General features: G+C 54.6%; 24 protein-coding genes and 1 pseudogene. 8 read left to right on the plus strand and 17 right to left on the minus strand.

Going from position 1 to position 23,722, the window contains the following annotated elements; genetic code table 11:
- Positions 1-228 precede the first annotated feature (228 nt).
- The 10 genes from JWG43_RS10790 to JWG43_RS10835 form a co-directional block, all read right to left on the minus strand.
- A complete protein-coding gene (locus JWG43_RS10790; protein WP_205242935.1) occupies positions 229-3,126 on the minus strand; it encodes an AMP-binding protein in 2,898 nt (965 codons plus the stop codon).
- Positions 3,127-3,250: 124 nt separating this feature from the next.
- Entirely contained in the window at positions 3,251-3,895 is a 645-nt protein-coding gene (lipB, locus tag JWG43_RS10795) for a lipoyl(octanoyl) transferase LipB (RefSeq protein ID WP_205242936.1), read from the minus strand.
- Between the two features lie 65 nt (positions 3,896-3,960).
- Positions 3,961-4,206: an acyl carrier protein gene (locus tag JWG43_RS10800; protein WP_205242937.1), complete on the minus strand. Its 246-nt coding sequence runs from the start codon at positions 4,204-4,206 to the stop codon at positions 3,961-3,963.
- Positions 4,203-5,423 (minus strand): dihydrolipoamide acetyltransferase family protein, encoded by a 1,221-nt coding sequence (locus JWG43_RS10805; RefSeq protein ID WP_205242938.1) that lies wholly within the window; start codon positions 5,421-5,423, stop codon positions 4,203-4,205. The genes JWG43_RS10800 and JWG43_RS10805 overlap by 4 nt, the downstream gene beginning before the upstream one ends.
- Positions 5,416-6,414: an alpha-ketoacid dehydrogenase subunit beta gene (locus JWG43_RS10810; protein WP_205242939.1), complete on the minus strand. Its 999-nt coding sequence runs from the start codon at positions 6,412-6,414 to the stop codon at positions 5,416-5,418. The genes JWG43_RS10805 and JWG43_RS10810 overlap by 8 nt, the downstream gene beginning before the upstream one ends.
- Entirely contained in the window at positions 6,411-7,388 is a 978-nt protein-coding gene (gene pdhA, locus JWG43_RS10815) for a pyruvate dehydrogenase (acetyl-transferring) E1 component subunit alpha (RefSeq protein WP_205242940.1), read from the minus strand. The genes JWG43_RS10810 and pdhA overlap by 4 nt, the downstream gene beginning before the upstream one ends.
- Positions 7,385-9,148, minus strand: coding sequence for an acetate--CoA ligase (acsA, locus tag JWG43_RS10820; RefSeq protein ID WP_205242941.1), 1,764 nt, complete (start codon positions 9,146-9,148; stop codon positions 7,385-7,387). The genes pdhA and acsA overlap by 4 nt, the downstream gene beginning before the upstream one ends.
- A gap of 653 nt (positions 9,149-9,801) precedes the next feature.
- On the minus strand, positions 9,802-10,332 hold the full coding sequence (locus JWG43_RS10825; protein WP_205242942.1) for a DUF6691 family protein: 531 nt from the start codon (positions 10,330-10,332) through the stop codon (positions 9,802-9,804).
- Positions 10,332-10,907 (minus strand): YeeE/YedE thiosulfate transporter family protein, encoded by a 576-nt coding sequence (locus JWG43_RS10830; protein WP_275888457.1) that lies wholly within the window; start codon positions 10,905-10,907, stop codon positions 10,332-10,334. Before JWG43_RS10830 ends, JWG43_RS10825 begins: the two co-directional genes overlap by 1 nt.
- Before the next feature lie 46 nt (positions 10,908-10,953).
- Entirely contained in the window at positions 10,954-12,102 is a 1,149-nt protein-coding gene (locus JWG43_RS10835) for a baeRF3 domain-containing protein (RefSeq protein ID WP_205242944.1), read from the minus strand.
- Between the two features lie 304 nt (positions 12,103-12,406).
- On the opposite strand from JWG43_RS10835, the pseudogene JWG43_RS10840 reads away from it, so the two are divergent.
- Positions 12,407-13,491 (plus strand): annotated as a pseudogene (locus JWG43_RS10840) (SO_0444 family Cu/Zn efflux transporter).
- Positions 13,492-13,595: 104 nt separating this feature from the next.
- On the opposite strand, the gene JWG43_RS10845 reads toward JWG43_RS10840, so the two are convergent.
- The 3 genes from JWG43_RS10845 to JWG43_RS10855 all read right to left on the minus strand — a co-directional run bounded on the left by JWG43_RS10845 (position 13,596) and on the right by JWG43_RS10855 (position 14,544).
- Positions 13,596-13,826, minus strand: a complete 231-nt coding sequence (locus JWG43_RS10845) for a hypothetical protein (RefSeq protein ID WP_205242945.1) — start codon at positions 13,824-13,826, stop codon at positions 13,596-13,598.
- 17 nt (positions 13,827-13,843) lie between these two features.
- Complete coding sequence (locus JWG43_RS10850) at positions 13,844-14,137, minus strand: hypothetical protein (RefSeq protein ID WP_205242946.1); 294 nt, start codon at positions 14,135-14,137, stop codon at positions 13,844-13,846.
- A 113-nt stretch (positions 14,138-14,250) separates the two neighbouring features.
- Positions 14,251-14,544 carry a cellulose synthase subunit BcsC-related outer membrane protein gene (locus JWG43_RS10855; protein ID WP_205242947.1) on the minus strand — a complete coding sequence of 98 codons (294 nt, stop codon included), beginning with the start codon at positions 14,542-14,544 and terminating at the stop codon, positions 14,251-14,253.
- 302 nt (positions 14,545-14,846) lie between these two features.
- On the opposite strand from JWG43_RS10855, the gene JWG43_RS10860 reads away from it, so the two are divergent.
- The 7 genes from JWG43_RS10860 (at position 14,847) to JWG43_RS10890 (ending at position 19,488) form a co-directional block, all read left to right on the plus strand.
- Positions 14,847-15,134 (plus strand): 4Fe-4S dicluster domain-containing protein, encoded by a 288-nt coding sequence (locus JWG43_RS10860; RefSeq protein WP_205242948.1) that lies wholly within the window; start codon positions 14,847-14,849, stop codon positions 15,132-15,134.
- Positions 15,127-16,266, plus strand: coding sequence for a 2-oxoacid:acceptor oxidoreductase subunit alpha (locus JWG43_RS10865; RefSeq protein ID WP_205242981.1), 1,140 nt, complete (start codon positions 15,127-15,129; stop codon positions 16,264-16,266). The genes JWG43_RS10860 and JWG43_RS10865 overlap by 8 nt, the downstream gene beginning before the upstream one ends.
- Before the next feature lie 12 nt (positions 16,267-16,278).
- Positions 16,279-17,109 carry a 2-oxoacid:ferredoxin oxidoreductase subunit beta gene (locus JWG43_RS10870; RefSeq protein ID WP_205242949.1) on the plus strand — a complete coding sequence of 277 codons (831 nt, stop codon included), beginning with the start codon at positions 16,279-16,281 and terminating at the stop codon, positions 17,107-17,109.
- An 8-nt stretch (positions 17,110-17,117) separates the two neighbouring features.
- Positions 17,118-17,711, plus strand: coding sequence for a 2-oxoacid:acceptor oxidoreductase family protein (locus JWG43_RS10875; protein ID WP_205242950.1), 594 nt, complete (start codon positions 17,118-17,120; stop codon positions 17,709-17,711).
- A gap of 9 nt (positions 17,712-17,720) precedes the next feature.
- Entirely contained in the window at positions 17,721-18,296 is a 576-nt protein-coding gene (locus JWG43_RS10880) for a flavodoxin family protein (protein ID WP_205242982.1), read from the plus strand.
- 322 nt (positions 18,297-18,618) lie between these two features.
- Entirely contained in the window at positions 18,619-18,804 is a 186-nt protein-coding gene (locus tag JWG43_RS20245; protein ID WP_371925181.1) for a zinc-ribbon domain-containing protein, read from the plus strand.
- A gap of 90 nt (positions 18,805-18,894) precedes the next feature.
- A complete protein-coding gene (locus tag JWG43_RS10890) occupies positions 18,895-19,488 on the plus strand; it encodes a hypothetical protein (protein WP_205242952.1) in 594 nt (197 codons plus the stop codon).
- Positions 19,489-19,612: 124 nt separating this feature from the next.
- On the opposite strand, the gene rlmN is transcribed toward JWG43_RS10890, so the two are convergent.
- The 4 genes from rlmN to JWG43_RS10910 all read right to left on the minus strand — a co-directional run bounded on the left by rlmN (position 19,613) and on the right by JWG43_RS10910 (position 23,517).
- Positions 19,613-20,659, minus strand: coding sequence for a dual-specificity RNA methyltransferase RlmN (gene rlmN, locus JWG43_RS10895; RefSeq protein ID WP_205242953.1), 1,047 nt, complete (start codon positions 20,657-20,659; stop codon positions 19,613-19,615).
- 77 nt (positions 20,660-20,736) lie between these two features.
- Positions 20,737-21,606: a radical SAM protein gene (locus tag JWG43_RS10900; protein ID WP_205242954.1), complete on the minus strand. Its 870-nt coding sequence runs from the start codon at positions 21,604-21,606 to the stop codon at positions 20,737-20,739.
- Between the two features lie 166 nt (positions 21,607-21,772).
- On the minus strand, positions 21,773-22,855 hold the full coding sequence (gene serC, locus JWG43_RS10905; RefSeq protein ID WP_205242955.1) for a 3-phosphoserine/phosphohydroxythreonine transaminase: 1,083 nt from the start codon (positions 22,853-22,855) through the stop codon (positions 21,773-21,775).
- 191 nt (positions 22,856-23,046) lie between these two features.
- Positions 23,047-23,517, minus strand: a complete 471-nt coding sequence (locus JWG43_RS10910) for a tRNA (cytidine(34)-2'-O)-methyltransferase (RefSeq protein WP_205242956.1) — start codon at positions 23,515-23,517, stop codon at positions 23,047-23,049.
- Positions 23,518-23,722: the final 205 nt, after the last annotated feature.

Raw genomic sequence — 23,722 nt, forward strand, 5'->3', positions numbered from 1 at the left:
TGAATCCGTAACAGCTGGACGCTTATTAATAGTATATATTCCTGTAATCACCTTATAATTATAGAAGAATCCTTGATAATTCCCTTCACCAGCCGCCCTTCGGGGCGTCCGTCCGCACGCCAGCTTTATTGTCTGTAACCGTCCGATAAAGTTTACTTTAATCGAACGGTTACAGACAATAAAGCTGACGCACGGACGAACGCTCACGGATTCAGGCACGTTTAATAGTCACGAACCGCCGCTTGCCAAGTCAGGTTCGCCGCAATGAAGCAGAATCTGCTTGCGGGTCTCGTCACGCAGAGCCAGGGCTGCGTTCCAACCGGAACCGTGGGCTTTGAGCGGTGATCCTATGAACAGGTGGACTGGTCCTGGCCGCAGAAATAGAGATTCGGCGCGCAGTATATTCCTGGTGCCTCGGATAGTGATCGGGACCACAGGCATATTGTTTTCTGCTGCAATGAAGAAGGCGCCCATGCGGAAAGGCATCAGACCGGACATGCGTTGAAACGTGCCCTCCGCAAAAAAGAAAAAGGAGTGTCCTGCCCCGGCTAACTCTTTGAGACGGCGGGCATCCTCAATGGCCTTCCTGTTTTCGAAGCGTTCGACGAAAACAACACCAAGCCGGTTCAATATTGGGCGCAATACGGGATTGCCGGCCAGTTCAGCCTTGGCGACAAACCTGAATCGCTCCGGCAATATCGCCATCAGAATAACACTGTCCACATAGCTCTGATGATTGGCAACCAGAACCAGCGGTTCTTCGGTCATGACCTCTTCAAGACCATGAACCGATATTCTGGTGCCGGTGAGACGAACCAGAAGGCGGGCGACAGCGCGAGCAGCCCGTCGGCGGAGACCGCTCCCCGGCAACAGGAAAACAAGCGGCGCCGAAGCCACCGCCATGATCGCGAACAGCAGCCAGCAATAGACGGAATAGCAGGCCTTGATCCCCCGCTGCAGCCATCTGTTGACTTGCTGCAGCACACCGCTTGCGGTCAGACGGATGAATTGCAGCCAGAGAGCCCGGGGAGGTCGATGAATCATCCCTTGCTCGTAGAGTTCCCGGCTGGCCGCCCGGCGAATCTTGCCGCTGGACGTCTTAAGGACAGTGCCCGGTCTGGCCAGAATCACTTCATCAGGAGGCAAGCCGAGGATATCCACAGCGAGGTTGATGATCTGGTTTTTCAAGGCCGCCTGTTTTTCGGTATCCTGACTGCGGCTCTCGGCCAGAACAACAAGTTTTTCGGTGGCTGTGGTTTTGTCTGTGGTCCCGAAAACAGCGACACACCCCTGACGGATACCCTCGATGGCGCCAATAGCCTCCTCCAGTTCATAGGGGGTAAGATTGCGGCCACCCTTGATAATAATATCCTTGACCCTGCTGGTGAGATAGATGTCCTGGTCAGCCAGATAAGCCAGGTCACCGGTATCGAGCCAATCACCATGGAACAGAGCTGCGGTTTGCCGGGGATTACGGAAATAGCCGCTGGTGGCCGAAGGTCCTCGGAATTGCAAACGGCCCACGTGGCGCTCAGGCAGTTCCTGATTGCTGTCATCAACGATCCGGACCTGATGCCCAGCGAGTGGACGACCGCAGGCGACAAAACGCAGCGGATTGGGATCATCGTTGCCGGCGGGGATGGCTTGACCGTTGTTCATCAAAAGTTGACGCTGAATACGATCGATTAACACCTTTCGACCGAGAGGAGGAAAAGCCAGGCCAACAGTATTTTCAGCCAGGCCATAAACCGGCGCCATGGCCTCAGGTCGCAATCCATAGGCAGCAAAACGCTCGTTAAAGCGGGTGACGGTTTCCGGGCTCACCGGTTCGGCACCATTGAAAGCAAGCCGCCAGGAGCTGAGGTCCAGACCAGCAAGTGTGCGGGCATCGATTCTATTGAGGCAGAGTTCGTAGCCGAAATTGGGTGAAGCAGCCAAGGTGCCGCGGTGATGGTGGATGGTCCAGAGCCAACGGTCCGGGCGGGCGAGAAAAGAGAGGGGGGGCATGATGACCAGCCTGCAGCCATGATACAAACTGCCCAGCCAGGCTCCGATCAATCCCATGTCGTGGTAAAGTGGCAGCCAGCTGATGAACACATCATCCGGACCGGCGCTGATGGCCCGGCCCATGGCCCTGATATTGGTCAGCAGGTTGGCATGGCTGAGAATGACACCCTTGGGGATGCCGGTGCTGCCCGAAGTGTACTGAAGAAAAGCGGTATCTTCGGGCAGGCTCGGTGTCTGAACAATGGTGCTGTCGGATTCCTGCAGTTCGGTGACCGTAACGACCTGTTCAAGCGTTGCCACCTGGGCTTTAAGGAGCCTGGCCACTGGTTTCGCCTCGGCAACGGTGACCAGGGCCTGGGCCTGGCAATTGTTGAGAATGTGAAGGTGGCGGCGCAGGTGGTCCTCCAACTGGGAGGGGCGCACCGGGGGATACAATGGGACGGGTACAGCACCAGCGAGAAGAATACCAAAGAAACTGAAAAAATACTCCAGTCCGGTGGGGAGCATCAGGGCAATGTTGGCTCCGGGCTGCAGATTCCGTTCCCTCAGACCAGAGGCCACGCTATTAGCATGGTCAAGGAGTTGGCGATGGGTCAGAGGAGTTGGTTCATTGTCTCCGCCGGTCAGCAGCAAGTGGACCTGATCCGGAGACCTGGATGCCTGTATGTGGAGCACGTCCATCAGGGTTCGGGCATCATCGGCGATGGTTGTCTGCGACTGGATCGATTCAGGAGGTGTTATCGGAATGCGTTCCTGTATGAACTCGGCCCGTGCCGACCCGCGGCCGGCGGCCCGAACCAGGTCCCGCAGGGTCTCCGCGGTGGCCAGGACTTCTTCTCCCAGGGACACCCCTAAGGTCTTTTCCATTCGGGCCAGCAGCTCAACCTTGGTCAGGCTGTCGAAGCCGAGATCGCGTTCCAGGGAGCTGTCCAGTTCAACATGCAGGTTGCGGCGATCAGGATCGATTTCACCGGCCAGACCCGCAGCCAGTTGGCACACGGTCTCTGCCTCGCTGGTCGGGCTTTTCGCGGCTGGTTGTGGATCTTGCGGTGGTACTGCTTCGGTGGAAACTTGTTCGTCTCTGTTTTCCGAGGTATTGGGAGCAGTGTGCGGTTCCATTGTTTTCCGTGTATCCGAGTGAAGGACCTCCATGCCTGCGGTTGTTTTCGCCGGCGCGCCTCGCGATTCGAATAAAAACTCGTATGTGGATGAAAAGTAACTCGTTGAATTGTCTTCAAATAGGTCAACACAACCCCTGAGCCGATTTGGGTAGCCGTTTGTTCATAAGCGGTGCAAACATTTTTTTCAACTCTAATCGGACCTCGTCCATCGATGGCGGCGCTGCTGCTTCCCTGGTCATCGAGGTGACCGGGCAGCCTTTGATACCACACGGGTTGATGTGCTGAAAGGCCCGCAGATCCGGACAGACATTCAAGGAAAAACCGTGCATACTCACCCAGCGGCGAACGCCGATACCGATAAAAGCGATCTTGCCCTGGTCTGTCCAGACACCGGTCGCTCCACTTTGTCGGTAGGCCACGATCCGGAAAAGAGCAAGGAGATCGATAAGAACTTCTTCGAGAAAACGGAGCCAGCTGTGCAGGTCGCGACCGCGGTGCCCCAGGTTGACAAGCGGGTACCCCACCATTTGCCCCGGTCCATGCCAGGTGACATCACCACCCCGGTTGACGCGTTCGACGGCCAGGTTTGGGTCGAGATAATTGCTCACCTTGCCGCCACGACCGATGGTATAGATGGCAGGATGCTCCACCAGCAGGAGGGTTTCCTCTGCCTGGCCCGAAACGATGGCCGCGGCCAGTTGTTCCTGCAGCGCCAGGGCCTGGCTGTAGGCAAGCGGTCCCTGGGAGATCGTGTCAATTATACGCATGGCACAGCGCTATGGGCTCACGATATATTCGGTGAAGAAGCAAGCGGACCGAAAAAAAATGGTCCTCAGCGGATGCGGGCGGCAAGATACTCTGTCATCGCCTGCAGGGTTGAGAGTTTACCATAGTCCGCTTCCGGAATGTCGACCCCGGTCTGTTCGTTGAGACCGACGAGGACCTTGAGAAAACTGTAGGAATCGATATCCAGCGCTTCACGGATATTTTCATCCGGACTCAGTTCGGCAGGATCACTCTCCGGAGCGATGGTTTTCAGTTCAGCAAAAATGATCGTTTGCAATTGCTCCTGGTTCATAGAGCCTCCGGATGCTGCAGGTGGCGGTTAAAGGCATCAAGAAACAGCGCCCCCTTGTGACCGTCGGTGGCGCGGTGGTCGGCGGCCAGAGTGGCGGTCAGGCATCGGCGCGCCCCCAGCATGCCGTTTTCGGCCCAGGGACGCTCGCTGATACGCCCCAGACCGACCAGGGCGACCTGGGGAGGGTAGATAACCCCGAAAACGGTTTTGACACCCCGGTCGCCAAGGTTGGTGACGGTAATGGTGGAGTCGGTCATTTCCGAGCTTCGCAGCCGGCCCGCCCGAGTCCGTTCAATGAGATCGGCCATGGCCTGCATCAGGTCGTCAAGGTTCCGTGTGCCGACATGATGGATGGCAGGGGCGATCAGGCCGCCATCGCGCAGGGCGACAGCAAAACCGATGTGGATATCCGTCTTAGGCTGCAATCGGTCCTCCTGCCAGAAGCCGTTCAGGTCAGGGACATCATGCAAGGCCTTGGCAACAGCCTTGAGGAGCAGAACCACGGGCAGAATACGTTCCCGCATGGAGCGTTTGCGGTTTTCCTCCTCCAGCCATTGCAGCGGCCTGCTCATGTCGATGTCTGTCTCCAGATAATAGTGGGGAATGTCCTGGTTGGAGCGACTGACGGCAGCTGCGATCGCCCGCCGCATTGCTGATCCGGGTGTTTCATCGGCCGTTGTCTCAGGGGGCAGCCCCCGACCCGGAGCATCGTCCTCTTGTTCGATTTTCTGGTGTTGGGCCGCCTGTTCGATATCCTCGCGCCGGATGGCTCCGTTTGGACCAGTGCCCTGGACGTTTGCCAGATCCACCCCCAGCTCCATGGCCAGTCTCCGGGCCGAGGGTGAGCAGGCGATGCGACCGAGCACAGGCTTCACCTGGGGTGTCGGCGGCAACACTTCCGATGAGGCTTCCGGGACCGATGGTTGCTGCTCAACGGGCGGCGGTGGAATGATCAGGTCCTCGTCGGTCCTAGATGATTCTTGATCGCTCTGAAAATGGGCCAGTACAGTGCCGACAGGGACGGTCTGGCCGGCCTGGACCAGTGGTTCCCCCATAATCCCGTCAGCAAAAATTTCGATTTCAAAAAGACCTTTCTGGGTTTCGACCAGGGCGACGATATCGCCGCGTCGGACTCGCTGTCCCGGGACCACCACCCACTCCACCAGCTTGCCAGTTTCCATGTCCGCGCCCAGACTGGGCATGCAAAAATCACCCATTATCCATCATCCTCCGAATAATCGCGACAATTGTATCGACCTGAGGAAGCGCGGCTTCTTCCATGTGACCGGCATAGGGAATGGGGACCTCGGCGGTACAGAGCCGTTCCACCGGCAGATCCAGCTCATAAAAGGCCTGTTCGGTGATCCGGGCCGATATCTCGGCGGAGAGGCTGCCGCTGCGCCAGCCTTCGTCGACGATGAGCACTCGGTGGGTTTTCGCGATCGAAGCAATATAGGTGGCGTCATCCAGAGGCCGCAGGGTTCGCAGATCGATCACTTCGACCTCGATCCCGTCCCTGGCCAGGATCTCAGCGGCATCAAGGGATTTGAATAGGCTGGCGCTGTAGGTGATCAGGGTGATATCGCGCCCGGGCCGCCGAACCGCTGCGTGATCGATGTTCACTGGACCAGCGTCTTCGGCCAGGGTACCTTCCATGTTGTAGAGGGTATTGTTTTCAAAGATAAGCACCGGATCTGGATCTTCCAGGGCGGTCCAGAGCATGCCCCGGGCGTCCTCCAGCGTGGCCGGCGACAAAACACGAATGCCAGGAATGTGGGCGTACCAACCTTCAAAGGAGTGGGCATGCTGAGCTGCCAGCTGTTTGCCGGCGCCAGTGGCCATGCGGATCACCAGGGGCACGTTGAACTGGCCGCCGGACATATGCAGCAGGGTGGCGGCATTGTTGACGATCTGATCCAGAGCCAGCAGGCTGAAATTGACGGTCATCACCTCGACGATCGGCCGCATGCCGCCAAGGGCGGCACCGATGCCGGCACCGACGTATCCTGATTCACACAAAGGGGTATCGCGGATTCGTTCCGGACCGAACTCAGTCAGCATACCTTTGCTGACCGCGTAACACCCGCCGTAATGGCCGACATCCTCGCCCATGAGAAAGACCCGTTCGTCGCGGCGCAGAGCGTCGCACAACGCCTCCCGCACCGCCCCGCGATAGGTGATAGTTCGCAGAGCTGTCTGTTGGTTCATACCTTCCTCCTTTCCGAATAGACAAAACGGGTCAGGTCTTCAACTGCCTCCCAGGTGCCGGCCTCGGCAAAGGCCACCGAGGCCTCCACCTCTGCACTGACGTCCTGTTCAAGACTTTGTCGCTCCTCATTATTGAACAGGCCGGCTTCAGTCAGGCGTTCGGCCAGCAATTCAATGGGATCGCGTTTTTTCCATTCCTCCACCTCTGCTTTGGTACGGTACTGTTCGGTATCGAACATGGAATGGGGACGGAAACGATAGGTGCGGCACTCAAGCAGATACGGACCTTGTCCGCTACGAATGTGACTGACCGCGGCATGTGCTGCCTCCTCAACGGCCATCACATCCATACCATCCACGACCGCCGACGCCATTCCGTAACAGGGCCCCTTGGCGGCGATATCCTGATTGGCCTGGGTGTAGCGGAGAGCGGTGCCCATGGCATAGAGATTGTTTTCGCATAAAAACAGAACCGGCAGTCGCCATAAGGAGGCCAGATTCATGGATTCATGGAAATCACCTTCAGCAACGGCACCGTCCCCGAAAAAACAGCAGGTCACCCTGTTGCGGCCTTGCATTGAGTCAGCCAGGGCCAGACCCACCGCCAGGGGCAGACCGCCGGCGACAATGGCATTACCGCCGTAAAAACGGGTAGCCGCATCAAAGAGATGCATCGATCCTCCCCGGCCAAGGCAACACCCCTCTTTCTTACCGAACATCTCAGCCATGATACTGTCAGCACTCATACCCCGTGCCAGGGCCTGACCATGTTCCCGATAGGTGGCAACCACCGCGTCTTCCGGGGTGAGTGTCGCCATGACCCCAACCGCCACCGCCTCTTCACCGATGTACAGATGGAGAAAGCCACGAATCTTGGTAGCACTGTACATTTCCGCCGATTTTTCCTCAAAACGGCGGATAAGCAGCATCTGCCGTAATAATCGGATCGCGTGTTTTTTATCGAGTGTCGTCATGATGTTGTGCTCCCTTCGAGAGTGGAGGTGTCCCCAACAGGCAGGTTCAGTTCCCGGGCCTTGAGCAGACGGCGCATTATTTTTCCGCTGCGTGTTTTCGGCAGGTTATCGACAAAATCGATCTCCTTGGGGGCCACTGCCGAACCCAGTCGACCACGTCCGAAACCGATCAACTCGTGACTCAGTTCATCAGTGGCCTTATACCCGGCCTTGAGAACGACAAAGGCCTTGACGAGTTCACCAATTGTGGATTCGGGTTTGCCGATCACCCCGGCCTCGGCGACGGCCGGATGTTCCATGAGGCAGCTTTCCACCTCAAAAGGGCCGACCATGTGTCCAGCCGTTTTAATAATGTCATCGGCTCGCCCGATGAACCAGTAATACCCATCCGCATCGCGGCGGGCAAGGTCACCGGTGAGGTACCATTCTCCGGCAAAGCATTTCTGGTAGCGTTCTTCATCGTGGAGATAGGCACGGAACATGGATGGCCAGCCTCGCCTCAGAGCCAGTTCCCCCTCCACATCGGATTCTTCCACCCGCACGGATTCGGCATCGAGATGGGTGAGAATAGCGGCTTCAATCCCCGGCAGGGGCAATCCCATAGAACCGGGACGTACCTCGAGGGCGGCGTAGTTGGCGATCATGATGCCACCGGTTTCCGTTTGCCACCAGTTGTCATGGATAAGCAGGCCCAGTACCTTCTGTCCCCAGAGAACGGCTTCAGGGTTGAGAGGTTCACCGACACTGTGTACCAGCCGTAAAGACGAAAGATCGAATTTTCCGGGCAGCTCCTCAGGAACGCGCATCAGCATCCTGATCGCGGTTGGTGCCGTGTACCAGACCGTAACTTTTTGCTCCTGGAGGATACGATACCAGCGCTCCGGTTCGAAATCGGCTTCATCAACAATGGATATCACCCCGTGGAGCAGGGGTGCAATGATCCCATACGAGGTGCCGGTTACCCAGCCGGGATCAGCGGTACACCAGTAGATGTCATCCTGGTGCAGGTCAAGGACATAGCGGCCGGTAATGAAATGGGTCTGCACCGCGTTATGGACATGCACCGCACCTTTGGGTAACCCGGTGGTGCCGCTGGTGAAATGAAGAATAGCCATGTCCTCGGGATCGGTGGGTGGAATCGTGAACATATCCGCAGCTTCGGCCATCAGGCGGGGGAGAGAAAGAACCTGTTCATTGATATCTTCCGTACTGTCGACCAGGAGAATATAGCGAAGCTCCGGCAGTCGGTTGAGAAGGGGCGCTATTTTTTTGGTATATTGTTTGCGATTGGTGACCAGGATGCGGGCGTTGCCTCGTTCCAGTCGTTGTTGCACAGGCTCCGGTCCAAAGGCGGCAAAAAGTGGGCAGAAGACATTGAGGTTTTTGAGAGTGCCAAAAAAGATCGGATAGAGATCAGGGATACGGCCGGCTAACCAGAAAACACGATCACCCTTATCGACCTTCAAGGACCGGAGCAGATTTGCAAAGCGGTTGGAGCGATCTCTGAGGTCGCCATACGAGAGATCGCTGACACCGCCGTCCTTGCCAAGAAAGCGGATGGCAATCCGGTTCTGACCAGGTCCTTCAGCATGGCGGTCAACGGCCTCGTAAGCAATGTTCAGGCCTTGGCCGCCGGGTAGCCCGCTCAGTTCCCGACGCACCGCTTCCCAGGAAAATTCGGCCCGGATCGTGGTGTAGTCGGTCAGATTGGGCTGGACCGCCATGCTTTTAATATTCTTTTTGATGGGTTGGAAAAACATACAATTCTCCGCGATCAATTTCTGGTTTATCAGGAGCACTCAAGGAAAGGAGGCAACAGGGAGTTTCACCTTCTTAAAAAGGGATGAAGACCGGGATGCCCGCAAACGCCTCGTTCTACAAAGGCGTATGAATACTGTCCCCCGAAAAAAACGCTTTTTGCAGTACTGTACGCTGATGAGCAGCCAGAGGCAATATAGGGATTTTAAATAATTATTGGATATAAAAAATATTTAAAAAACCGTAGCGATGCATGGAGGACAGTGGAACAAAACAGCAGAGTGGCAAGAGAGAAGCTGGTCCGCCAGGAGAACAGCCTCTCTTGGTATTGGTCAGGAGAGAAGGCAACCGTTCACCAGTGCTTGATTGATACATCTGCGGACGATCAGATTGCCGTGCACAGGGATACCTGAGCCCGACAGCCTGCCTGTCTCCATATACATGATGGTAAACGGTTCCACAGGTTCCAGGTCATGCAGTCTTGTCCCTGCCTCCGGTGAAACCGTTTACCAAGGCCTGAGTCCGTGACGGCTGGACTCTTATTGTGGGTACATCTTGCTGTAATCATATTATAATTACAGCAGAATCCTTGAAGAAATTCTTCACCAGCCGCCCTTCGGATTCAGGCAAAAGAAATGGGAAGGCGATGAAGGTTTTACAGGCCTTTTTTTTCAAAAAACAAAAACATGGCGATGACGATTCCCCAAAGGACGGCAACAATTATCCAAGGGGAATACCCGATTGTTTCCGGCAGGCCAATTCTTCCGAAATCTTGCCAGGCATACACCGTGGACTGGAAGAAAGGGTAGAGTTCAGCAAAGAGAGCGGCTCCTGCTATCATGCCGAGGATGGCAAAAAGAGCATGCCAGCGGCCTTCACCCAATGCCCCCACAGAGGTGCCGGGACAGAACCCCATGACAGCCCAACCGGCACCGAAAAGAGCCCCGCCAATCAAAATGGCACCGACATTCATCGGCTTATGACTTAAAGAAATGATGCCCTGATCGGCCAGGAAAAGAATACCGATCATCCCCACCAAAATGGCCGAAAGCATGAATTTGAAAATGGTCATGTCTTTGAGGAGCAGGGCACCGACCTGTTTGTCAAAGCGCAGGACCCGTCCCTTCTGGAGTAAAAAACCAAAGGCTATTCCGGTCAGCAATCCCAACCATTGTTCCATACCCATCACGACCTCCTTTTATAGACAAATGCCGCAACCACCACGCCGACGGAAAAAAACATCAGTAAAGACACAAAGGCACTCACCGACAGTTGCATCATGCCACTGAGACCGTGCCCGCTCGGACAACCGTCAGCCATGCGAGCTCCCACCATGGCGACTATACCGCCAAAGAATGCTCCCAAGGCCCGTTTGCCAGTAGAGGGACCGAAACGTTTCTGCCACGTGGGTGGCACAGCCTCAAAACGAAAACTTCGATCAGAAACAGATGAAATCAACGCACCAATAAAGATGCCGGTGATAAGCATGAACTGCCAGTCAACTACCACTCTGGTTTTGAGAAAATATTCATTGGCGGCAACATGCTCGGCGGAAAACATCTGTCCGAGATAGCCGGCGGCGCGCACAAAAGTAGTGGATGCACCGAGATAGTTGGTTTTGCCCAACAATTGAGTGGTTGCGTAGACCGAAAGCACTGCAAGCAGGCCCAGAAGGGCTCCTGCCAGGTAGGGGCTCCAGCCGCCGTTCCTGGTTCTATTCTGCATGGTTTCCTCCTTTTTTTGGTTATGAAACGGAATCATTGATCAAGGATGGATTCCGGTTCCATCTGTGTCCAGTTCCGTGGGTCTAGTAGCGATAAGTAGCGGCAACGCCAGTGGCCGTGGGCATCCGGTTGTTGGGAACGACCACCACCGCACCTTTTTTTCTAAACACCAGTTCCGCCAGGTCATCCAGGATGTCGCCCGTAGCAGGTTGCCCGGGAGCACTGAAGGTCACCTGACCCGTTTCCGGATCCACACTGCCGGCAACTTCCCGGTCGGCATCGACCAGCAGGCTGCCAACCCGACCCGCAGCAGCAGCGGCGGCCACCTCCTCGATATCGTCGGTCCCCATCTGCCGGGACAGGGCGAGTTCATAGGTTGCCACCAGTTCGGCCAACCGTTGCAGATACAGTGGCTCGATCTTTTTCCAGGCCTGCAGGCGCAGTTGTTCAAGGTTTAATGCCTCAGGATTGACCTGAAGGCTTTCTTTCATCAAGAGGGGATTGCGACTGATCTGGCGGAAAGGACCATGGTATTCCTTGAGGGCGGCCAGCATTAACGGCAGGCCGGAGGGGCGTGAGTGGTGCTCGAGAATATTCCGGTCAACGACCCGGAAAAATCGTTCCATATCGATATCGACCTCTTCGTTAGCCGAACCATGACCATGAAACATGGCTTTGCCGCTGCCGCCTTCCATGCCGTAGGAGGCGACGGTCTGGTGCGGTTCGGTCAGCTCATTCCCCAGGGCCTCGGTAATGGTTGTCGGTATCGAAGTCAGTTCAACCGGATCAATAGCGTCGCGATTCCCCTCGTACAGTTTGACCCTGTGACGATTGAGGCTGAGAATCTGGAAACGGTCAGCGGATTGGAGAATACGGAGCAGCGGTTTGACATGAAAGCTGTCCGCAACTGTCACGGTCTCTTTGACCGGTCGCTGCAGCTCGAAAATCTGAAACACTCCGGGGGCACCAAGGATTGCAAGGCCTTCGGTCCGCAGGCGCCAAAATTCTTCATCATTGGCCAGTTGCTGGAATGGTGTGAGAAGCGCCTGAATTTCCCGGGCCGGATACTGGCGGCGAAGAGACTCTTCAACTGCGGAGAGGAGATTGCGATAGCGAATAGGATCCTGCAGATTGTCGGGGCGAAGCCGATGGGTCGGCTGATAGATGGAAATGCACGGTGGGCCATGATCGGCGAGAATCTTGGATAAATGGTCTGTGGTCAGTTGTCGCATGGAAACCTCCTCTGATTGTGCAAGTCAGTGCATCCCCCGTCATTGTCGCGACTGGTTCTGCATTAAGGTGTTCGCCCGTTGCTCTGTTTTCGAAATCCAGTTCTCCTTATGGTTGGTATGCGATGGCAGCAGTTTTGTATATACTTGATTAAGCGCAACTCGAGTAATGTTGCCAGGTTTTCCGGCTCAAGTTGCATACATCAAAGTTTTACCAGTACATTGATATTGATAATGCAAACCAGAGGAAATGTCCTGAAAAAAATTGAAAAGCCCTGGAGCATATCAGGGAATGATGCAGCTGACCATGAACCTCGCCGTCGAAACAGGCCTGGCCGCCTGGTCCCTTCTGGAACAATCTTTTCTTTATATCCTTTTCGGATTGTTCATTGGCGGCCTGCTGAAAATATTTCTTTCGCCCGATTATGTCGCTGCCCATCTGGGGCAGGGACGGTTTACATCGGTTTTCAAGGCAGCCGTGTTGGGTATTCCTCTACCGTTATGCTCCTGCGGCGTTCTTCCGGCAGCGGCCCAGTTGAAAAAGCAGGGCGCCAATAACGGTGCCACCACCGCCTTTCTCATTGCAACTCCCGAGTCCGGAGCGGATTCCATTGCCGTATCCTGGGCGCTGCTCGACCCCTTGTTGACCGTGGCCCGGCCTGTAGCAGCTTTTTTCTCCGCCTGTACCGCCGGAGTGATGGCAAACCTGCTTTTGGACCGGCAGGGCAGGGCGGAAACCGCCCAACCCGTGCCGCTTATCCGTGCTGCAACATCAGGCTGCCGGGAAAAAACCGATTGTCAATGCGTCCAGGAAAAGCAGGCAGGCGGCTTGAGGGGCAGATGCAGGGAGGGCATACGTTATGCAGTCGTTGATATCTGGGGTGATCTGGTTGGTTGGTTTTTTGTTGGTCTTATACTCGCCGCCTGCATCACCGTCCTGGTTCCCGATGATATGATCATGCGGCACCTGGGTGGAGGGATCGGTTCGATGCTGCTCATGCTGCTGGTCGGTATTCCGGTGTACATATGTGCTACCTCTTCAACACCGGTTGCCGCGGCCCTTATTCTCAAAGGTGTCAGTCCCGGTGCAGCCCTGGTTTTTCTTCTGGCCGGCCCGGCAACCAATATCGCCTCTCTGGCCGTACTGGTTAAAATTCTCGGTAAAAAGGGGTTGGTCTGTATCTGGCCTCCATCTCGGTGCTCAGTGTTCTCTGTGGCCTGGCCCTCGATCTGGTCTATTTTTCTCTGGGGATCTCTGTGGTGGCCACTATTGGCGAGGTAACGGAAACTCTGCCGCATTGGCTCATGTTGGCGGCAACCCTGCTGTTACTCCTGCTGTCGATCCAACCCCTTTTCAATCGATTTTTCCGCAAACGACTGGTGCCGGCCTGAGCTGAAATCAACCCAGCCCGCCCTCATTCGTCACCTATCTGCACGGGTTCTGTGCGTGCAACCGCGACCGAGTACAAAATGGGGGTTACTTGTGATCGCCTGGTTCAGTTCCGCTTTGTTCCCTTATAGGTAAAGGCCTTGGCAATCATTTTATAGAGTGTTCCCTTGTCGATACCAATATCCTTGCCGCATGGGCACCGGATTTTATGTTCGTGTATCTGACCGTTATACATCTTTTTGATGCGGTTTTTGTGGCAGCGAAGCACCTCGCCGGGTCCGATCTTATCATAGCGCCATAATTTTTTCCTGCAGGCGGCACAGTGAATTGTCAGCATGGTTTCTTCGCTGTCGGCTATATTTTCTGGCGTTCCCGTTCCAGTTCCCGCGGATCGGCAAATTTGATCAGCCGCACCTTTCTACTTCGCGGGAATTCGCGTTTGATCATGGTTTTCAGCTCTTTTTCCAGTTTATCGATGGTGACCTCCAGAACCTGTTCTTCATATCCATGTTCTCGGATCTCTACAAGGTCGTCCTGCTTTTTAATGAGAGCAATACCACGGTTCCTTTTATAGGACAGGAGTTCGATGCCACCGGGGGGTTGTATTTTTTTCAAAGCCCGCAGGCTGTCGCTGATGAGTGTGGTCATACTGACAAGGGCCATAATGAAAAGCTGGTGAAGGAGAATTGGCAAAAATGTCGTCGCACTTATAACCTGAATACAGCAGAATATACCAGAAACAAGCGACCAGCCTTCACGGTTCAACGCCATCTCTGCAGTGATGGCAGACCCGTATCGCACACAGCGTTGCGGGGGGCAAAAAAGAAGCGAAAAAAGAGTCCCCCTTCGAATTCATGATGATCGGGTGCGGTGTTGACACCGGCAAATCCGCCCCAGGCCCAGTTCGAGGTTATCAGGCGCATGGTTGCCAGGCGGGCAGCAAAAGCAAGCCCGGTCACGGTCTCACCGGCGAATGTTCCTGAAAATTCTTTCTCGGCAAAAAATCTCTTTGGCCAGGTTTCGTTGTTGGAGGTGCTGGTGGAGGGATGATTCATCCTATTATTTTAGTTAAAAAATTCGCAGACACAAATGTATTTCTTCAAATCCGGCGTTTTTCAGCAACCCGTTTTTCTGAGACCCATTTTTCCGCAACCCAACAGGCTGACTTTTTCAGCCCATGCCAGAGTTGCCTGTTGACTGTCCGGAAACCTCGACAGATCCATATACGTCCAAAACCGATGACGATTTTCTTGCTTTTTACCTACAGAACCTGTATGCCAAAACTATATACGCGGCAGATCGAGAGTCAGTGACAAACACTGGCCTGCACAATTTTCCCTCTTTTTATGGCGGCGGTATGACAGCAGAATCCGACATCCCTCCGGTTGAGCAACCATCTCCAGCCAAGCCGGCCTCCAGAAAAAAAACTTTTTATAACCTTGCCTTCTATCGGGATTGGTGCAAAGCCTGTGGTCTGTGCATGGCCTTTTGCCCAAAGAAGATCATTCTGGCGGATAAAAGCGGCAAACCAATGGTAAAGGAACCGGACCAGTGTATCGGTTGCCGTTTTTGCGAGATGCACTGTCCTGATTTTGCCATTACGGTCAGCGAGCGTCAGCCGAAAAGGAGGAAGGATGATGCCTGAAACACCCAGCAAACGTCAACTCCTCCAGGGGAATGAGGCCATTGCCCATGGCGCCCTGGCAGCGGGTTGCCGGTTTTTTGCCGGTTATCCCATTACCCCTGCTTCGGAGATTTCCGAAGAACTGGCCACCCTGATGCCTCGCTCTGGCGGCACCTTTATTCAGATGGAGGATGAAATAGCCAGCATGGGAGCGATCATAGGTGCCTCCCTGGCTGGTGTGAAAGCGATGACCGCCACCTCCGGCCCGGGTTTTTCCCTGATTCAGGAAAACCTCGGCTACGCCTGCGCCGCCGAAGTCCCTTGTGTGGTGGTTAATGTCATGCGTGGCGGCCCGTCCACCGGCCTGGCCACCAGTCCGGCTCAGGGGGATGTGCAGATGGCGCGCTGGGGGACCCACGGTGACCATCCAATCATTGTTCTTGCCGTGTCCACGGTGAGCGATTGTTTCACCACCACCATCAAGGCTTTTAACCTGTCTGAACAGTTCCGGGTACCGGTGATTATCCTCTCCGATGAGATTGTTGCCCACACCAGAGAATGCGTCGAATTACCTGCACCCGAGGAAGTCTATATCATCAACCGGATCCGGCCCAGTGTTCCACCGGAATGGTATAAGCCCTACGAAGGGGACAGTCGAGGGATACCGGCCATGGCTTCTTTTGGTGATGGGTATCGCCACCACATCACCGGCCTGGTACATGACGACCATGGTTTTCCCACGGAAAATCCCGGAGAAATTCTCAATTTCCATCAACGGTTGACCCAGAAAATCACCCGGGGTTTTCCGGAGATCATGATGACCAGAAGCTATCGGCTCGAGGATGCCGAAGTGGCCATCATTGCCTATGGTTCAGTGGCCCGTTCGGCCATGCGGGCCGTTGAGGAAGCCCGCCAACAGGGTATTCGCGCCGGACTGCTGCAGTTGATCACCCTGTTTCCCTTTCCACGCAGCCATGTGACTCCGGTGCTCAAGCAGTGCCGCGCTGTCCTGGTACCGGAGATGAATATGGGCCAGATCAGCCGGGAGGTGCAGCGGGTCAATCAGAGTTTTTGCACGGTGGTCAAGCATAACCGGGTCGATGGCCAGGTTATCACCCCGGACGAACTCTCCACCCGTCTGATCAAAATGTAGAGAGGTCATACCATGTCGGTATCAACCCAGACCATTCGCCACGAATACCTACGCCATAATAAAAAATTTCCCCATGTCTGGTGTCCGGGTTGTGGCAATGGCATTGTCATGGCCGCCCTGTTACGGGCCATCTACCGGATGGAATTGAGCAAGGATGAGGTTGTCCTGGCTTCGGGTATCGGCTGTTCCGGTCGCATGCCGACCTATCTCGATTTCAACACCCTCCACACAACCCACGGTCGGGCCTTGACCTTCGCCACCGGCGTCAAGCTCGCCAATCCGGCACTCAATGTGGTGGTAGTCATGGGGGACGGCGATGCCACGGCTATCGGCGGCAATCACTTCATCCATGCGGCCCGGCGCAACCTCAATCTTACCGCGATAATCATCAATAACTCGATCTACGGTATGACGGGGGGGCAATATTCACCGACCACACCATTTGGGGCTCGATCGACCACTTCGGTCTACGGCCACATTGAACAGGCTTTTTCCATTGCCGAACTGGCGGTGACCGCCGGAGCCTCCTTTGTGGCTCGTTCCACTGTGTATCACGCCGAACTTCTCGATACACTCATCGAGCAGGCCATGCACAAGCAGGGGTTTGCCGTGGTTGAGGTCATTTCCAACTGTCACGTCCAGTACGGGCGGCGCAACCAGTTGGGCGGTGCGGTGGATATGCTCAAGTCGTATAAGGAGAACGCCATTACCGTCGCCCGGGCTGCCCAACTCACAGCCGAACAACTTGAAGGAAAAACAACCATCGGCGTTCTGACTGACCGGCAACTGCCTGTCTCCACAGAGGAATACGAAAAGATTCGTCTGCGGGCCGAACAGTCCTGAGGGGAGCCATGAAGAAACACGAAGCCAGCCGGTACGAGATCCGTTTCAGCGGTTCAGGAGGTCAGGGGTTGATCACCGCGGCGGTGATCTTTGCCGAAGCCGTGGGCGTCTATGACGGTCAATTTGTCTGTCAGACCCAGAGTTACGGTCCGGAGGCAAGGGGGGGCAAATCAAAGGCCGAAGTGGTGATTAGCGATGCACCCATTGATTATCCCAAGGCCCGACGCCTTGACCTTCTTCTCGCCATGAACCAGGCGGCCTGCGATGCCTATTATCGTGACCTGTCCCCTGGTGGGTTGCTGGTGGTGGATGCCACCCTGGTGGAGCAGCACCCCACCAGCCGTATTGTCGCTCTTCCCTTTACCACCATAGCCAGAGAGGAATTGGGCAGGGAGATGGTGGCCAACATGGTGGCTTTAGGGGCGGTCGGGGTGCTGTCCGGTCGTGTGCACGCCGCCAGCCTGGAAAAAGCTCTGCTGGCCAGAGTGCCGGTGGGAACAGAGGAACTGAACCAGAAAGCCCTGCAGCGCGGCATGACGGAGGCTGCCAAGATACGCTTGGAAACCTTGCCACGTTCGATCTTCAATGATGATGAGGTATAAATGAAAGAAATGAAAGTTGTCGCCTTTAACGGAAGCGCTCGTAAAAACGGCAATACGGCCTTGATGATCGGCTACCTGTTTGAAGAACTCGCCAAAGAAGGGATCGCAACGGAGATGGTCCAACTCGCCGGAGAACATCCCCACGGCTGCATCGCCTGTTATCAGTGTTTTAAAAACAAAAACAACCGCTGTATCGTTGATGTCGACTGTATCAACAGCTGCATTGAGAAGATGTTGGCGGCCGATGCCATTGTCCTGGCGTCACCCACCTATTTTGCTGATATCACTGCTGAAACCAAGGCCCTTATTGATCGTGCCGGTATGACCTCCCGGGCGAACGGGGACATGTTCAAGCGTAAGCTCGGGGCGGCAATTGTCACCCGCAGGCGTGGTGGTGCCATCCATGCCTTCGATTCCATCAACCACTTTTTCACCATCGGTCAGATGATCATTGTCGGATCCTCGTACTGGAATATCGGCGTGGGTCGAGAAAAAGGCGAGGTGGCCGAGGACAAGGAAGGGATCACCACCATGCAGGATCTGGGGAAAAACATGGCCTGGCTGCTGAAAAAAATCCACGCTTGAAAGTGATTCCTGGCTCTTCCTTGAGCAGCCGATACAGGAAGGCGGAACAATGTGCTGGTATTCAACAGTATGTTGATTTTCAATAAAAGAATTTGACCGACACCCGCGAAAGACCTATAACCATAAAAGATAGAATGCCCCGTGCCTGGTACCGGGTCGCACCATGGATTTCTCCTGGATCCGTGAGCATCCAAAGGGCGGCTGGTGAAATTTATTGCCAAGGATTTCGCTACAATTAAAAATAATTACAGCAAGATATATCTATAACAAGAGTCCAGCCGTCACGGATTCAGGTTTCTGTTTTTCTTTCGGGGGGATTGCTATGCTGGCTATTTGTGAAGAATGCTCAAAAAAATACAATATCGATGAAGCAAAGATGAAGAGTATGAGGGCACGCTTTTCCTGCCGGGAATGCGGTCATATTATCGTGGTTGTGAAAAATACCCTGGATCAAGGTCAAGATTCTGGTTATAAACCCACCGCGGACATGAACAGCGATGTTTCGTAAGCCGGTTCAGTGCGGCCCCATCAGGGAGGTTGCCGCGGTTCATGATATCCAAGCCGATTCCCGGCTGGGGCGGTGCTGCATTACAAAGATATGCTGATTCCTCGCGAGAAGCCGTATCTGCAAGGCTTGAACAGCTATTACCTGCACCTGGAAAAATTCATTGAGCACATGCAAGGGGAAATCGGCTCCGGGGGAATCCATTGTCTGTCCAACAACCTGGAGATGCTTGTTTTCTTCAGCGAAAATGAAATCATCAGCAGTCTCGTTCAGGAAAAGGGAGGCAAAGCAAACTTCACTCCCTCCTACGAGGTAGCCAGAGGATCCTTCTACAGCACCAGTTTTTCCGTGCAACTGTATCAACTGGGGCCGCATGCTATTTTTTTTTGGGCGCAGATGCCTCCTTTCCAGAGGGCAAAATCCGCCCTACGTTCAACTGAGATTCCTCTGCCTGATCTCATTTTCCGCCTCAAGCAAAAACACTTTTCCGGTTTTATCGATGTACAACTCGCAAACAAACCTGACAGTGGTATCCTCTTTTTTAACGAGGGGGAACGGATCGGTGGCTCCTTTACTTGGGGAAAAGACGGTATGAGTACCGAGGACGAAGATTATAATCTTCTTCTCAGCCGGGTACAGAACGGTGAAGGCATTTTTACCTTTGGCAGTTTTATCAAGGACGAATAACCGGTCCCTTCGCTTGTGGCTGGAATACTCCTGGATTCGTGAGCGTTCGTCCGTGGGTCAGCTTTGTTGTCTGTGACTGTTCGACGAAAGGAGACTTTATCCGACGGTTACGGGCTTTCATTTCTCAACAATCCCACCCTTGTCCCGCGAGCTGACCACAAGCTGCGGCAATATCTTCCCCCCGACTCTGGCGAATAAACACTGTATATCCGTGAGCGCGAAGGATCTGCTGGAAACGGAGCACCTGTAGTGGTGGGGGACTGCGAAACCTAGAGTCATCGACAGGGTTCACGGCCAGCAGGTTGATTTTGCAGGGAACGGAACGAAGCAGCGCTGCAAGTTTGTCCGCATCAGCCTTGGTATCGTTCATTCCTTCCAGCAGGGTGTATTCAATCATGATCCGCTGGCGTTTTTTCTGCCGATAAGTACGGCAGGCCTCGATCAGGGTTGCAATGGGATAGCGTTTATTGATCGGCATAAGGGCACTGCGCATGGCGTCGTCCACCGCATGGAGCGACAAGGCCAGATTGACGTCGGTTTGTTCGCCAAGCATGGTCATCTGCGGCACCAGACCACAGGTCGAGACCGTGATACGGCGGTTGGAAAAATCAAGTCCACGCTGTTCAGTAAGAATCGAGATAGCGTCAAGCAGGTTGGTAAAATTAGCCAGCGGTTCGCCCATGCCCATGAAAACAATATTCGTCAGCGTGCCCTTGTCATGCTCGAGTGCCCAGTCGCGAACCGAGCAAACCTGGTTGACGATTTCCGCGGTGGTCAGGTTACGATGGAACCCCATGGTGCCGGTACGACAGAAAACGCAGCCCATGGCACAACCCACCTGGGTTGAGAGGCAGAGCGTGTTGCGGTCCTCCTCGGGGATCAGCACCGACTCAATGACATGATCATCGTGCAGGCGAAAGGCAAACTTCACTGTTCCATCCCGCGAGCATTCGATCCTGCTGTCCTCAAATCTGCTTATATACGCAGTTTCGCTGAGCACGGCTCGAAATTCCTTGGCCAGATCGGTCATCTGGGCGAACTCATTGATTCCGGGTCGATACACCCAGGCCAGAATCTGGCGGCCCCGAAAAGCCGGCTGCCCCTGGGACTCGACAAAGCGTACCAGTTGCTCCTGGGTCAGATTTTTCAGATCAGTTTTTTCCGGGTACATAGGTCTTCCCAGGATGATAATCAGTTTGTTTCACTTGCAATACGGTCTTGCATCTCCGCGGGATCTGCAGTAAGCGGTCACAGACGGCGGCCGGTTTCCGTTTGCAGAGGGAGGCTACCGGTCAGGGCGCAATCGATGGTGGCCAGGATGCGCTCCTTGTCCCTGGGCAGACGACCGTTGAGCGAGAAGTAATTGGAGGCGTGATTGGCATGGAACTGGGTACGGAACGAATGCAGTCCGGTGACAAGGCAGCGCAGTTCCGAAAAAAGCTGTCCTTGTTCAGGTACAGTGAAGTGTCCAGCACGCATCTGGCGAAATAACGGGGTGTTGTCGAGGACCATCAGGGTGAGAACCGCAACCTGATGCGGTTGCATCCGGTTGAGTACAGATGCCGTGGCCGCGGCATGTTCCAGTGACAACCCAACCCCGGCAATGCCCAGCAGGCAGGTGACGGAAACAAAGAAGCCGGCATTTCTGGCCCGTTGTCCAGCCGTTATCATCGCCTTGCTGTCCACCCCCTTGGCAATAGCTTTGAGGGTTGGATCATGACCGCTTTCCAGGCCCATATACAGGCGACCCAGTCCCAAACTCCGGTAGGTTTGCAGTTGATCATCGGATTTGCCTGCAATATTCTGGCAGGTGGCATAGCAACTCACCCGTCGGACCCAGGGGAGTTTCTCCCGAATACACTGCAACAAGGCGACCAGCATGTCATCGGGCAGCGCCAGTGCGTCTCCGTCGGCAAGAAACAGGGTGGACTGCCGGCGACACCAGGCCGCGGCAAAACTGAGGTCCTTCTCGATACGTTCCCAGGATTTGATCGCAAAGGTACGATCCCGGTAAGCACCGCAAAAGGTACAGCGGTTATGAGAACAACCGATGGTGACCTGGAGGATGATGGAAAAAGCCTCGCTGGGAGGGCGGATGATATCTCCTTGATGCTCCACGGATGCCTGCTGTATCTGCCCATGACGGCAGCCGTCATGGGCAGAAAATGGTTTTGGTCACTGAAGACCAGGTGCAAGAAAATCCCTGCATCAACATGTGCGGGACAAGGTTGACCTGTGCTCTATTAGCTCTCGTACGGATGGCGAACCGGTGTACGCCTCTGGCTCATCCGTTTTTCCGGGCAAAATCGGCCATGAATTCAACGAGTTTCTCCACTCCGGCCCGGGGAAAGGCGTTATAAATCGAGGCCCGGCAGCCACCCACCGAGCGATGTCCCTTCAGACCGTCGAGACCTGCCGCCGTGGCCTCGGCGATGAAGCGGGCTTCAAGCTCGGGGGTGGGCAGGTTGAAGGTGATATTCATCAGTGAACGGGACTCTTTTTCCGCATGGCCACGATAAAAATCAGTGCTGTCAATAGCCTCGTACAGCAGGGCCGCCTTGTCCTGGTTGATTTTTTCCATAGCTCCGATTCCGCCCATGGTTTTGAGCCAGTGCATCACCTGACCGACACAATAGATGGAAAAACACGGCGGAGTATTGAACATGGAGTCCTTCTCGGCATGGGTTTTATATTTGAGCATGGACGGGACCGAGTCGCTGACCCGGTCAAGGAGATCCTCACGGATAATCACCACCGTCACCCCTGCGGGTCCCATGTTTTTCTGGGCTCCGGCGAAAATCAGACCAAAACGGCTGACATCCACCGGCCGGGAAAGGATATCCGAGGACATATCGGCAATCAACAGGGCATCCTTGGCGGGCATGGTCTGGAACTGGGTGCCGTAGATGGTGTTGTTGGTGACGAAGTACAGATACTGGCTCTCCGGATCCACACTGTATTCATCGTCCCGGGGCACTCGTTTGAAATTAATGTCTTCACTGGAATAGGCGACATCCACGGTGGCGAAGAGTTTAGCCTCCTTGATGGCTTTTTTTGACCAGGTACCGGTATTGAGATAGGTTGCCTTTTGCCCCTGTGCCAGCAGATTCATCGGCACCATGAAAAACTGGGACGAGGCACCACCCTGAAGAAAAAGCACCTTGTAATGGGCGGGAATCCCCATCAGTTCCCGGATCAGACTCTCGGTTTCATCGGCCACGGCTATGAACTCCTTGGACCGATGACTGAGTTCGATCAAGCCGATACCTTTATTGTTGAAATTAACGATATCGGTCGCTGCCTGCTGCAGCACGGAATACGGCAGGGTGGCGGGCCCGGGGCTGAAATTGTAAATACGTTCAGGCATTACTGTCTCCTTGGGACAAGGTATCGTGTGTTGATGATTGCCCATCCGAAAACGGCTCTTTTATCCTGATTCCTTGTTACGCCGGCAGATGTACCCCTTGGCTCTTTTATGGATAAGCCTGCGCGGGTCCGTTCGTCGGCGCGCCTCGATTCAAAGCAGAATATCGCGTTTCTGGATGGGTGCTGAGTACGTTATCGATTCCGGCGAATCTGCCGCAGGGCTTCATAGAGAACTATCCCTGTGGTCATGGCCAGATTAAGGCTACGAATGTTGGTATTATTCATGGGAACTGTGTAGCATCTCTCACTATACAGCCTGAGAATATCTTCCGGCAAGCCTTTTGTCTCTTTGCCGAACACCAGTTTGTCTCCGGGAGTGAAAAAGGCATCTGTATACGATCTCTTTGTTTTTGTGGTAAAAAAATAGAGTTTCTTTTCATCCTGTTCCTGCAGGAATGCTTCAAGGTTGCGCCAGTGATTGATGCGAACATGCTCCCAGTAATCAAGTCCGGCCCGTTTCAAATGCCTGTTATCGATGGCGAAACCAAGGGGGTGCACCAGATCGAGAACCGTATCCGTTGCGCCGCACAGGCGGGCAATTGAACCGGTGTTGGGTGGGATTTCCGGTTCAACCAGAACGATGTGCAGAGGAGATGCAGACATAAAAAACAGTGTTGACCAAGAAAGACCGCGCTCGTATGAGCCTCTTGCAAACCTTGAATCCGTGAGCGTTATGCCCTGAAGGGCGGCTAAAATGCCTCTTTGCAAAAGACTCGTATGTACAGAATATGGATTGAGGTTGCAAATTTAAAAATACGTCTTAAACTCTTTGCTCCCTTTTTGTTCTGTTGAACCATGGGATCACAAT

This window comes from Desulfobulbus alkaliphilus, assembly GCF_016918545.1.
GTDB classification, from domain to species: domain Bacteria; phylum Desulfobacterota; class Desulfobulbia; order Desulfobulbales; family Desulfobulbaceae; genus Desulfobulbus; species Desulfobulbus alkaliphilus.